We start from the raw sequence: 12,350 nt of genomic DNA, 5'->3' as shown, positions 1-12,350 counted from the left end.
TGCCGCCGCGCGCCTGACGCTGCGTGGCCGTGACGAGGGTGGCGAGGAGGAGCGCCGCGCCCCCGCGCGCCGGCCGATGGGTGGCCCGCTGGCCGCCAAGAAGCCGATGCCGGTGCCGGTCAAGAAGACCCCGGTCACCGACCGCCGCCGTGACGGCCGCATCGACGTCGCCGCCGCCATCGAGGGCGAGGACGAGCGCAGCCGCTCCATGGCTTCCGTCCGCCGCGCCCGTGAGCGCGAGCGCCGGCAGCAGGAGCTGCAGCGCCTGCGTTCGGATGGCGTGAAGGTGGTGCGCGACGTGGTGGTGCCGGAAGCCATCACGGTGCAGGAACTCGCCAACCGCATGGCCGCCCGTGGCGGCGAGGTGGTGAAGGCGCTGTTCCGCATGGGCGTGATGGCGACGCTGACCCAGACCATCGATGCCGACACGGCGGAGCTGGTGGTCAACGAATTCGGCCACCGCGTGAGGCGCGTGGCGGAATCGGACGTGGAGCAGGGCCTGGAAGGCGTCGTGGACGTCGAGGCCGATCTGCAGCCGCGCCCGCCGGTCGTGACCATCATGGGCCATGTCGACCACGGCAAGACCAGCCTGCTGGACGCGCTGCGCAAGACCGACGTGGCGGCGCGCGAGGCCGGTGGCATCACGCAGCATATCGGCGCCTATCAGGTGACGATCGCCGGCGGCCAGCGCATCACCTTCCTGGACACGCCGGGCCATGAGGCCTTCACGGCCATGCGTGCCCGCGGCGCGAGCGTGACCGACATGGTCGTGCTGGTGGTGGCGGCGGATGACGGCGTGATGCCGCAGACCGTCGAGGCCATCAACCACGCCAAGGCGGCCGGCGTGCCGATGATCGTGGCGATCAACAAGATCGACAAGCAGGGCGTGAACCCCGACCGCGTGCGGCAGGAACTGCTGCAGTACGAGGTGGTGGTGGAATCCCTGGGTGGCGACACGCAGGAGATCCAGGTCTCGGCGCTGAAGGGCACCAATCTCGACAAGCTGCAGGAAGCCATCCTGCTGCAGGCCGAGGTGCTGGACCTGCGCGCCAACCCGGACCGCGCCGCCGAGGGTGCCGTGATCGAGTCCAAGCTGGACAAGGGCCGTGGCCCCGTGGCCACCGTGCTGGTCCAGAAGGGCACGCTGCGCCAGGGTGACATGGTTGTCGCCGGCACCGAGTGGGGCCGCGTGCGCGCCATGCTGGACGACAAGGGCCGCCAGGTGAAGGAGGCGGGCCCCAGCCTGCCGGTCGAGATCCTGGGCCTGTCCGGCGTGCCGACCGCCGGCGAGACCTTCGTGGCTGTGGAGAACGAGGGCCGTGCCCGCGAGATCTCCGAGTACCGTCAGCGCGTGGCCCGCGAGAAGCAGGCCGCCGCCGCCGGTGCCGCCCGTGGCACGCTGGCCGACATGATGGCGCGCGTTGCCGCCGGCCAGCAGAAGGAGGTTGCCGTCGTCGTCAAGGCCGACGTGCAGGGCTCCGCCGAGGCGCTGGGCGTGACGCTGAACAAGCTGTCGCGTGACGAGGTCAAGGTGCGGGTGCTGCACTCCGCCGTGGGCCAGATCACCGAGAGCGACATCCAGCTCGCCAAGGCTTCCAACGCCGTGGTCGTCGCCTTCAACGTCCGGGCCACCACCCAGGCGCGCGAGATGGCGAACCGCGACGGTGTCGATATCCGCTACTACTCCATCATCTACCAGGTGGCGGACGATATCGAGGCGATGGTGCGCGGCAAGCTCGCGCCCATCCAGCGCGAGAAGTTCCTGGGCTATGCGCAGATCCTCGAGGTCTTCGAGGTCAAGCGCCTGGGCAAGATCGCCGGCTGCCGCGTCACCGATGGCGTGGTCAAGCGCGGCTGCGGCGTCCGCCTGCTGCGCGACGGCGTGGTGATCCACCAGGGCGAGCTGGCGACGCTGCGCCGCTTCAAGGACGACGTGAAGGAAGTCACGAACGGCTACGAATGCGGCATGAGCTTCGCCCACTACGACGACATCCGCATCGGCGACCAGATCGAGTGCTACGAGACCGAGACGGTCGCCGCCGTCTGAAGCTAGGTTAGAAGCTTCAGGCCAACCGAAACGCAGCCCGGCGGGTCACTCCCGCCGGGCTGCGGCTCTTTCCGGAAGACCCCATCACCATGGCCAAGCAACCGGCCGGCAGCGGCCCCAGCCAGCGCATGCTCCGCGTCGCGGAAGAGGTGCGGCACGCGCTTTCCGCCGTCTTCACCCGCGGCGAGATCCATGACGAGGCGCTCTACGACACGCGCATCACCGTCACCGAGGTGCGCGCCTCCCCCGACCTCAAGCACATGACCTGCTTCGTCAGCGCCCTTGGCCGCAAGCCGAGCGCGGAGGAGCTGGAGGGCCTGCGCCGCATCCAGCCCTGGCTGCGCAAGCAGGTGGCGCATGCGGTGCGGCTGAAATACGCGCCCCAGCTCCATTTCCAGCCCGATGAGGCGCTGGAATATGCCGCCAAGATCGACACCGTCATGCGCCGGCCGGAGGTGCAGCAGGACCTGCATCCCGCCACCCGCGCCCCCGAGACCAAGGGCGACGAGGAGGCATGAGCAGCCGCCCGCAGCCGGAGGAACCGCCGCAGGGCGCTCCGGTCATCCGCATCACCGCCATGCCGAACAACACCAACCCCGCGGGGGATGTGTTCGGCGGCTGGCTGATGGGGCTGATGGACCTGGCGGCCGCTTCCGCCGCCACCCGCCGCGCCCGCGGCCGCTGCGCCACCGTGGCGGTGGAGGCGATGAGCTTCCTCTCCCCCGTGCGCGTGGGCGACGAGGTCTCCTGCTATGCCGAGATCGTCTCCACCGGCCGCACCTCCCTGAAGGTCAGGGTGGAAGCCTGGCGGCGGGAGCGTGAGGGCGAGCACATGAACCGTGTGACCGACGCCGTGTTTACCTTCGTGGCACTCGACCAGACCGGCCGCCCGCGCCCGGTGCCCGCCGCCTGAGTTCAAGACTGGACTGGACACTCGCAAGAATGCCTCGCCCGAACCGCAAGCCGCGCGGAATCCCGCTCGATGGTTGGCTGATCGTCGACAAGCCCACCGGCATGGGCTCCACCGATGTGGTCAACAAGCTGAAGCGCGCCTTCAATGCCCAGAAGGTGGGCCATGGCGGCACGCTGGACCCGCTGGCGACCGGCGTGCTGCCCATCGCCTTCGGCGCCGCCACCAAGACCGTCCCTTATGTGATGGACGGCACCAAGACCTACCGCTTCACGCTCAAATTCGGCGATGAGCGCGACACGGACGACGCGGATGGCAAGACCATCGCCACTTCCGACGCCCGCCCGAGTGACGAGCAGATCCGCGCGGCGCTGCCCGCCTTCATCGGCGACATCATGCAGATCCCGCCGATCTATTCCGCCATCAAGGTGAATGGCGAGCGCGCCTATGACATGGCGCGCGAGGGCCAGGTGGTGGAACTCGCCCCCCGCCCCGCGCGGGTGGACAAGTTCGAGCTGGAATCGCGGCCGGACGTGGATACCGCCATCTTCACCGTGCAGTCGGGCAAGGGCGTCTATATGCGCTCCCTCGCGCGCGACATCGCCCGCGCGGTGGGCACGGTGGGGCATATCGCCACCCTGCGCCGCATGCGGGTGGGGCCTTTCCTAGAAGAAGCGGCGATTCCGCTGGACAAGCTGGTCGGATCGGGGGATACCCCGCCTCCTTCCCCGGACCTCCTGCTGCCCGTAACGACCGCGCTGGCCGACATCCCGGCACTGGCCCTTACGGAGGCAGAGGCTGCCCGCCTTTCCTTTGGTCAGACCATGTCCCTGGTCGACCTGATGGGGCGGATCCCGGACGACGCCAACCCCGAAGGGGGCTTGGTGCGCGCGATGGCGGGGGGGCGCCTGAAGGGTCTTGCCAGGCTTGAATCCGGTCTCCTGAGGCCGGAACGCTGGCTGGGCCCGGGTGAGACGACACTCGTCGCGCCGATGCCCGCGGGCACGGATGCCGACACCGAATTGAAAGGCTGAAGCCGATGTCGACGATCACTGCCGAGCGCCGCGCGGAAATCATCAAGCAGTACGCCACCAAGGAAGGCGACACGGGTAGCCCCGAGGTCCAGGTCGCCCTGCTCTCCGAGCGCATCTCCTCGCTGACGGAGCACCTGAAGGCGCACCCGAAGGACTTCCACAGCCGCCGTGGCCTGCTGGTGCTGGTCGGCCAGCGCCGTGGCCTGCTGGACTACACCAAGAAGAAGAGCCAGGCCCGCTACGAGAGCCTGATCGGCCGCCTCGGCCTGCGCCGCTGAGCGACGCGCTCCTGCACTGAAGAACGCCGGTTCCTGGAAGGGAACCGGCGTTTTTTTGTTGAAGGCCAGGGGCGCTGCCCCTGGAACCCCGCCGGGGTGGAAAGTCCACCCCGGACCCCGCTTCGAGTTTTTCCGGGGCCTTGAAGGCCGTGGCGGCGCGCTGGCCGCTGGCGCTGGAAAAAAAGGGCCACGCAGGCTGAAGCCGTAGTCGCCGGAGGTCCATGACCTACGGCGGAACCACCGCGCCACAAGCTCGAAAACAGATGGCGTGGTCTGGGGTGACACTGTCACCCCAGCGGGGTGGCCTGGAGGGGCGGAGCCCCTTCAGACGCGCTGATAGGCCAGCACCGCCGCCGCCAGATCCTCGCCTGCCCAGCCCACCGACTTGAACAGCGTGATGTCTTCCGCGCTGCCGCGCCCCGGGTGTTGGCCGCGGCACAGGTCGAAGAGGTCGCCCTGGATATGCCCCGCGTCGATCGCGCCTTCCGCGATGGCCTGGACCACATCCCCGGCCTCGGCCAGGGCACCGGTGCGGGTATCCACGAAGAGGCGGGCACGGCGCACCAGGGTGCCGTCGCTTTCGCGCATATCCGGCCGGAAGGCGCCGACCAGGTCCACATGGGTGCCGGGCTGCACCGCCGCGCCGTCGAGGAGCGGGATGGTGGAGAGGGTGGCGGCCGCGATGATATCGGCGCCCGCCGGGTCGGCCTCCGGCACCGCATGGGCAGGTAGGCCGGCGGCGGCCAGAGTGGCGGCGAGCCGGGCGGCGCTGTCGGGGCGGCGGGACCATATACGGATCTCGCGCAGCGGGAAGCGCTCGGCATAGGCTTCGGCCAGGGCATGCGCCACCTTGCCGCTGCCCAGCAGCAGCAGGCGGCTGCTCTCGGGCCGCGCCAGGTATTCGGCGGCCAGGACGCTGGCAGCGGCGGTGCGGCGGTCGGTCAGGGTGCCGCCATCCAGCAGGCAGAGCGGTTCCCCCGTTTCCCCGTGCGAGAGCAGGTAGACGGAATGGACGGCCTTCAGGCCGGGCTGCAGGGCGTTGGACGGATTGACATGGACGATCTTCACGCCGGTGAAGCGATGGGCCTGCCATGCCGGCATCAGCAGCAGCGAGCCTTCGGCTGCATTGTTTTGCGGCAATGGGTGCCGGTGGCGTAGCGGCGCGTCGCAACCTTCCCGGAAGACCTGCCGCAATGCTTCCCGCAGCGCGGGCCAGGGCAGCCTGGCCGTTGTCTCCACTCCGTCCAGTGTCCGCATGCCTGGTGCCGCCTCCGTTCTTGCAGGGGCGTATTGTTGCGGTGCGGGGCGAGCCTAGGCAACCTTCTGGCGTGTTCCTTGCTAGCCTTCAGGCAAGTTTCACTTCTCATTAAATGAGACGGCATGGCACCATTGCGTCAATCTCATGGCAGCGGTACGGCTTAAAAGGATCAGCGCCTCAGCGTGATCACCGCCAGGAGCAAGGTCTCGTGAGGCTGCCCGGGCGCTCCGTCGGCACGCCGCGCGATGGAAGAGGATGGATTGGGAGAGATTCGCATATGAAGCCCTTACGGCTTGCTACCCTCCGCGCTCTGGGCACTGCGGCCCTGGTGACGGCGGCGACTTTTCCGGCCCTGGCGCAGCAGCCCGCCGCGGCACCCAGTGGCGCCACGCTGGACGCGGTGAAGTCCCGCGGCACCCTGGTCTGCGGCGTGAACACCGGCCTCGCCGGCTTCGCGCAGCCCGACAGCCAGGGCGTCTGGAAGGGGTTCGACGTCGACTACTGCCGCGCCGTCGCGGTGGCGATCTTCAATGATCCCAACAAGGTCCGCTATGTCCCGACCACGGCGCAGAACCGCTTCACGGCGCTGCAGTCCGGTGAGGTCGATCTGGCGGCGCGCAACACCACGGTGACGCTGTCGCGCGACACCTCGCTTGGCTTCGATTTTCCGGCCATCAACTTCTATGACGGCCAGGGCTTCATGGTGAAGACCAGCACTGGCGTGAATTCCGCCAAGGAGCTGGACGGCGCCACCATCTGCGTGCAGCCCGGCACCACCACTGAGCAGAACCTGACCGACTGGGCCCGCGCCAACAAGATCAACTTCACCCCGGTCGTGATCGAGCGGCTGGAGGAGCTGGTCGCCGCCTATGCCGCCGGCCGCTGCGACGCTTACACCACCGACGTCTCGGGCCTGGCCGCCACCCGTTCGGCCCAGCCGAACCCGGCCGAGCACAAGATCCTGCCGGAGGTGATCAGCAAGGAGCCGCTCGGCCCCTTCGTGCGCCAGGGCGACCCGCGCTTCACCGATATCGTGCGCTGGACGCATAACGCCCTGCTCTCGGCTGAGGAACTGGGCATCACCAGCGCCAATGTCGACAAGGCCACCGCCGAGGACACCCGCCCGGAAGCGCAGCGCCTGCTGGGCAAGAACGGCGACCTCGGCAAGATGCTGGGCCTGGACAATGCCTGGGCGGTGAACGTCATCAAGAAGATCGGCAATTACGGCGAGGTCTTCACCCGCAACCTGGAGCCGATCGGCATCCAGCGCGGCCCCAATGCGCAGTGGACCCAGGGCGGTCTGCAGTACTCGCCGCCCTTCCGGTGAGCGGACTGGGTGGCGGCCGGCCTGACGGCCGCCACCCTGGATGACCCGGCCCCCGCCCGGGCCGGGTTCGACAACAAGATCAGAGGCTTCCTGCATGTCCGATACCGCCGTCGATCCCCGGCTGTTGCGACCGCCGCCGAAACGCGGGATGCGCCTCTCCTGGGCCGATGAACGGTTCCGCGCCATCATCTGGCAGGTGCTGATCGTCGGTATCGTGGTGGGTATCGTCTGGTGGCTGGTGCGCAACACGCAGCACAACCTGGAGGTCCGCCGCATCGCCACCGGCTTCGGCTTCCTCAGCCGGGAGGCCGGCCTGCCGATCGGCGAGCATCTCATCGAATACACCCCCAGCAGCACCTATGCCCGTGCCCTGCTGGTGGGCGTGCTGAACACGCTGAAGGTCGCCGTCATCGGCATCGTCCTGGCGACCATCCTGGGCACGGTCATCGGCATCGCGAGGCTTTCCAAGAACTGGCTGCTCTCCCGCATCGCCGCCGCCTATATCGAGGCGGTGCGCGACGTGCCGCTGCTGCTGCAGCTGCTCTTCTGGTACACCATCATGCAGACTCTGCCGGCGCCCCGGCAGTCGCTGAACCCGGTAACCGGCGTCTTCCTGTCCAACCGCGGCCTCCGGCTGCCCTGGATCCAGTGGCAGGACGCCCATAGCTTCGCCCTGCTGGGCTTCGTGCTCGGCCTGGTCGGCGCCATTCTTTATGCCCGCAGCGCCCGCGCCAAGCGGATGCAGGATGGCCGGCCGCGCAAGGTCTGGCCGGTGACGGTGGGGCTGGTGGTGGTGCTGCCGCTGGTGATCTGGGCCGGCCTCGGCGCCCCCTGGCAGGGCGATATTCCGGCGCTGCGCGGCTTCAACTTCCAGGGCGGCTTCAGCGTCAGCCCGGAATATTTCGCGCTGCTGGCCGGCCTCGTGACCTATACCGCCGCCTTCATCGCCGAGATCGTGCGCGCCGGCATCCAGGCCGTGCCGACCGGGCAGTGGGAGGCCTCGGAGGCCCTGGGCCTGTCCCGCAGCCGCGTGATGCGGCTGATCGTGCTGCCGCAGGCATTGCGCGTGATCGTGCCGCCGATGACCAGCCAGTACCTGAACCTGACCAAGAATTCCTCGCTGGCGGTGGCCATCGGCTATCAGGACATCGTCTCGATCGCCAACACGACGCTGAACCAGACCGGCCAGGCCATCGAGGGCATCGCCATCATCATGGCGGTCTACCTGTGCATCAGCCTGTCGATCAGCCTCTTCATGAACTGGTACAACGCGCGCATCGCGCTGGTGGAGCGCTAGGTCATGGCCGAGACCCTCGCCGAATCCACGGCCCCGCGCCCGGCCGCCCTCGGGCCGGCCGAGGCGCGGCGCCCGCCCATGAGCGTGGTCGGGCCCGTTGCCTGGGCCCGGGCCAGCCTCTTCTCCTCCTGGTGGTCCACGGCCGTCACGCTGGTGCTGGCCTATCTGCTGGCCCGCTGGGCCATGGGGCTGGTGGACTGGGCCTTCATCAATGCCATCTGGGCCGTGCCGGTAAACGACCAGGGTGTCGCCCAGACCCAGGCCTGCCGCGCGCTGGAGGGCCGTGGCGCCTGCTGGGCCGTGATCACGGAGAAGCACCGCTTCATCCTCTTCGGCACCTATCCCTATGAGCAGCACTGGCGGCCGCTGCTCTGCATCCTGCTCTTCATCGGCCTTTATGTCGTCTCCGCCATGCGCCGCTTCTGGCGCAAGGAACTGGCGCTGGTCTGGGTGGCCACGCTGGTGGTCATCGGCGTGCTGATGTGGGGCGGCGTCCTGGGCCTGCCCTATGTGCCGCAGGAGCGCTGGGGCGGGCTGGCCATCACGCTCATCCTCTCCACCTTCGGCATCGCCTTCGCCTTTCCGCTGGCGGTGCTGGTGGCGCTGGGCCGGCGCTCCCGCATGCCCGCCATCAAGATGCTCTGCATTGTTTATGTGGAGCTGATCCGCGGCGTGCCGCTGATCAGCCTGCTCTTCATGGCCAGCGTCATGTTCCCGCTCTTCCTCCCGGAAGGCATGAACATCGACAAGCTGCTGCGCGCCCAGGTCGCCATCATCCTCTTCGCCGCCGCCTATCTGGCGGAGGTGATCCGCGGCGGCCTGCAGGCCCTCTCGCGCGGGCAGTATGAGGCGGCGGATGCCCTGGGCCTGTCCTATTGGCAGAAGACCGGCTTCATTATCCTGCCGCAGGCCCTGCGGCTGGTGATCCCGCCGCTGGTGAACACCTTCATCGGCCTGTTCAAGGATACTTCCCTGGTCCTGATCATCGGCATCTTCGACCTTCTGACCGCAGGCAAGACGGCGGTGGTGGAGCCGGCCTGGCAGGGCTTCGGCGTCGAGGTCTATGTCTTCGTCGGCATCATCTACTTCATCTTCTGCTTCGCCATGTCCCGCTACAGCCAGGGGCTGGAGGCGGAATTGAACCGCCACCGGGTGCGCTGATGCGCCGCGTCCCCCAAACCTTTCGAAACGGAACGTCCCGATGAGCACCACTCTCAACCATTCCGTCGCCTCCGCCGCGCGGACGGACGCGCCGCCGGCGATCCTGATGGACAAGGTGAACAAGTGGTACGGCGCGATGCATGTGCTGCGCGACGTGTCGCTCTCGGTGGCGGAAGGGGAGCGGGTGGTGGTCTGCGGCCCCTCCGGCTCCGGCAAGTCCACCATGATCCGCTGCATCAACCGGCTGGAGCAGCACCAGGAAGGCCGCATCATCGTCGATGGCATGGAACTGACCGCCGACCTGCGGAACCTCGATGCCATCCGGCGCGAGGTCGGCATGGTCTTCCAGTCCTTCAACCTCTTCCCGCACCTGACGGTGCTGGAGAACTGCACGCTGGCGCCCATCTGGGTCCGCCGCATGCCGAAGAAGGAGGCCGAGGAACTGGCGATGGAATACCTGACCCGGGTCAAGATCCCGGAACAGGCGCGCAAGTTCCCCGGCCAGCTCTCGGGCGGCCAGCAGCAGCGCGTGGCCATCGCCCGCGCGCTCTGCATGAAGCCCAAGATCATGCTCTTCGACGAGCCGACCTCGGCCCTCGACCCGGAGATGATCAAGGAGGTGCTCGATACCATGGTGATGCTGGCCGATACCGGCATGACCATGATCTGCGTGACGCATGAGATGGGCTTCGCCCGGCAGGTGGCCGACCGCGTCGTCTTCATGGACCGGGGCGAGGTGGTGGAATCCGGTACCCCCGACCAGGTCTTCAACAACCCCAAGACCGACCGGCTGAAGACCTTCCTCAGCCAGATCCTGCGCGGGCACTGAGCCCCGCCGCCGGCCCGCCGCCACCTGCGGCGGGCCGGAGTCGCGGCCTCCGCCGCGCATCTGCCCCCGCCGGGGCGGCCATTGCACCGATCTTGCGCGGCAACCCCCCGAACGCCTATGCGTTCCGGCTGCACCAAAGCAGCATGGCCGTGTCCGCTCCAGATCCATCATCCGACTCCCGTCCCCTGACACCCGCGCTCCTGCTTGGGGTGTTGGGCGTGGTCTTCGGCGACATCGGCACCAGCCCGCTTTACGCGCTGCGCGCCTCCCTGCTGCATTTCTCCGCCGATGGGCTGGAGCGGTGGGAGATCCTGGGCGTGCTCAGCCTGATCTTCTGGTCGCTCATCCTGGTGGTGACGGTGAAATACGTCCTGCTGGTGCTGCGCGCCGACAACCGGGGCGAGGGCGGCATCCTGGCCCTGATGGCCCTGGCGCAGCGCGTCGCGCGCTCCGACCGCTCCCGCCGGCTGGTGGTGCTGGCCGGCATCATCGGCGCGGCGCTCTTCTTCGGGGATGGCATCATCACCCCCGCCATCTCCGTGCTCTCGGCTGTCGAGGGCCTGCACACCATCTCGCCCGTCTTTGACAGCGTGGTGATCCCGATCTCCCTGGCTATCCTTGTCGGGCTTTTCCTGGTGCAGTACCGCGGCACCCATGGGCTGGGGCGGATCTTCGGGCCCATCACGGCGGTGTGGTTCGCCAGCCTCGGCATCCTGGGCCTGATCGAGCTGATCAAGGAGCCGGAGGTGCTGGTGGCGCTCAGCCCGCACCATGCGCTGACCTTCTGCGCCCGCTACAAGCTGGCCGCCTTCGTGGCGCTGGGCTCGGTGGTGCTGGCGGTGACGGGGGCGGAGGCGCTTTACGCCGATATGGGCCATTTCGGCGCCCGCCCCATCCGCTTCGGCTGGCTGTGGTTCGTGCTGCCTTCGCTGACCCTGAACTATCTGGGCCAGGGCGCGCTGCTGCTTTCCGACCCCCTGGCGCTGGAGAATCCCTTCTACCTGCTGGCGCCGGAATGGCTGCGTCTGCCGCTGGTGGTGCTGGCGACGCTGGCCACCATCATCGCCAGCCAGGCCATGATCTCGGGCGCCTTCTCCATTGCCCGGCAATGCGTGCAGATGGGCTTCCTGCCGCGCCTGATCGTGCGGCACACCTCGGAAACCGAGGAAGGGCAGATCTACATGCCGCAGATCAACTACGCCCTGCTGATCGGCGTGGTGATCCTGGTGCTCTCCTTCCACAATTCCGACAGCCTCGCCGCCGCCTATGGCATCGCGGTGACCGGCACCTTCCTGTGCACCTCCATGCTGGCCGGGCTGGTGCTGCGCCGCCGCTTCAGCTGGTCGGTGCCGGCGGTGGCGGCGGTGATGGTGCCGCTCTTCCTGCTGGACCTTGGCTTCTTCATCTCCAATGTGCTGAAGGTGCCGGATGGCGGCTGGGTGCCGCTGGTGCTCGGCGCCGTGCTCTTCACCATGATGCTGACCTGGCGCCGGGGCCGCGACCTGCTCTTCGACCGCTTCCGCCAGGACAGCCTGCCGCTGAAGTCCTACCTGGCCCGCCTGCCGCAGTCGCGCACCCTGCGCGTGCCGGGCATCGCCGTCTTCATGACCGGGCAGGCCGACTACCTGCCCAATGCGCTGCTGCACAACCTGAAGCACAACAAGGTGCTGCATGAGCGCGTGCTCTTTGTCACCGTGATCAACGACGACGTGCCCCAGGCACCGGAGCGGCGGGAGGTGACGGAGATGGCCCCCGGCATCCACCGCGTCATCCTGCACTATGGCTTCCAGGAGAGCCCGAATATCCCGCGGGAGCTGGAATCGCTCCCCGGCGTCGATTTCGATCCGATGCAGGCCAGCTACTTCCTGGGGCGCGAGACCCTGGTGGCCGCCGCCGTGCCCAAGCTCTCCCGCTGGCAGCAGGCGCTCTTCTCGGTGATGAGCCGCAATGCCCTGCCGGCCACCGAATTCTTCCGCATCCCGAGCGACCGCGTGGTGGAGCTCGGCGTGCGCGTGGCGATCTGAGCCACCTTGCGCGTCCTGCTCTGGTACTGGGGCCGGCGTGGCGGCGGCGCGCAATTCGCGCTCTGCCTGGCGCGCGGGCTGATGGCGCGGCCGGATGTGTCGCTGGCCCTCTCCATTTCGCGCGAGGGGGATCTGACGCCGGACTTCCAGGCCCTCGGCCTGCCATGCGATGCCGTGGCCACCTA

The 12,350-nt window shown here is 68.3% G+C and carries 11 protein-coding genes; 10 read left to right on the top strand and 1 reads right to left on the bottom strand.

The features are described from left to right. From infB to rpsO, 5 genes are all read left to right on the top strand, one after another. On the top strand, window positions 1-2,047 hold a 2,047-nt coding region (infB, locus tag IBL25_RS20270; RefSeq protein ID WP_238940553.1), incomplete at its 5' end, for a translation initiation factor IF-2. 89 nt (window positions 2,048-2,136) lie between these two features. Next, window positions 2,137-2,565 (top strand): 30S ribosome-binding factor RbfA, encoded by a 429-nt coding sequence (rbfA, locus tag IBL25_RS20265; RefSeq protein ID WP_187780321.1) that lies wholly within the window; start codon window positions 2,137-2,139, stop codon window positions 2,563-2,565. Next, entirely contained in the window at window positions 2,562-2,960 is a 399-nt protein-coding gene (locus tag IBL25_RS20260) for an acyl-CoA thioesterase (protein ID WP_187780320.1), read from the top strand. Before rbfA ends, IBL25_RS20260 begins: the two co-directional genes overlap by 4 nt. A 29-nt stretch (window positions 2,961-2,989) precedes the next feature. Next, complete coding sequence (gene truB, locus IBL25_RS20255; protein WP_187780319.1) at window positions 2,990-3,991, top strand: tRNA pseudouridine(55) synthase TruB; 1,002 nt, start codon at window positions 2,990-2,992, stop codon at window positions 3,989-3,991. A gap of 5 nt (window positions 3,992-3,996) precedes the next feature. Further along, a complete protein-coding gene (gene rpsO / locus IBL25_RS20250) occupies window positions 3,997-4,269 on the top strand; it encodes a 30S ribosomal protein S15 (RefSeq protein ID WP_187780318.1) in 273 nt (90 codons plus the stop codon). A gap of 324 nt (window positions 4,270-4,593) precedes the next feature. Here the strand turns inward: rpsO and lhpI are convergent, their stop codons facing one another. Continuing rightward, on the bottom strand, window positions 4,594-5,526 hold the full coding sequence (lhpI, locus tag IBL25_RS20245) for a bifunctional Delta(1)-pyrroline-2-carboxylate/Delta(1)-piperideine-2-carboxylate reductase (protein WP_187780317.1): 933 nt from the start codon (window positions 5,524-5,526) through the stop codon (window positions 4,594-4,596). Between the two features lie 278 nt (window positions 5,527-5,804). Between lhpI and IBL25_RS20240 the strand changes: the two genes are divergently transcribed. The 5 genes from IBL25_RS20240 (at window position 5,805) to IBL25_RS20220 (ending at window position 12,165) form a co-directional block, all read left to right on the top strand. Continuing rightward, on the top strand, window positions 5,805-6,854 hold the full coding sequence (locus IBL25_RS20240) for an amino acid ABC transporter substrate-binding protein (RefSeq protein WP_187780316.1): 1,050 nt from the start codon (window positions 5,805-5,807) through the stop codon (window positions 6,852-6,854). A 94-nt stretch (window positions 6,855-6,948) separates the two neighbouring features. Then, a complete protein-coding gene (locus tag IBL25_RS20235; RefSeq protein ID WP_187780315.1) occupies window positions 6,949-8,151 on the top strand; it encodes an amino acid ABC transporter permease in 1,203 nt (400 codons plus the stop codon). 3 nt (window positions 8,152-8,154) lie between these two features. Next, entirely contained in the window at window positions 8,155-9,312 is a 1,158-nt protein-coding gene (locus tag IBL25_RS20230) for an amino acid ABC transporter permease (protein WP_187780314.1), read from the top strand. A gap of 40 nt (window positions 9,313-9,352) precedes the next feature. Beyond that, window positions 9,353-10,141 carry an amino acid ABC transporter ATP-binding protein gene (locus IBL25_RS20225; RefSeq protein ID WP_275296042.1) on the top strand — a complete coding sequence of 263 codons (789 nt, stop codon included), beginning with the start codon at window positions 9,353-9,355 and terminating at the stop codon, window positions 10,139-10,141. Window positions 10,142-10,284: 143 nt separating this feature from the next. Then, window positions 10,285-12,165: a potassium transporter Kup gene (locus IBL25_RS20220; protein WP_187780313.1), complete on the top strand. Its 1,881-nt coding sequence runs from the start codon at window positions 10,285-10,287 to the stop codon at window positions 12,163-12,165. Window positions 12,166-12,350: the final 185 nt, after the last annotated feature.

Source organism: Pseudoroseomonas ludipueritiae (assembly GCF_014490445.1).
Taxonomy (GTDB): domain Bacteria; phylum Pseudomonadota; class Alphaproteobacteria; order Acetobacterales; family Acetobacteraceae; genus Pseudoroseomonas; species Pseudoroseomonas ludipueritiae.
The sequence above is the reverse complement of the archived record's forward strand: the minus strand, read 5'-3'. Positions and strand labels throughout refer to the sequence as shown.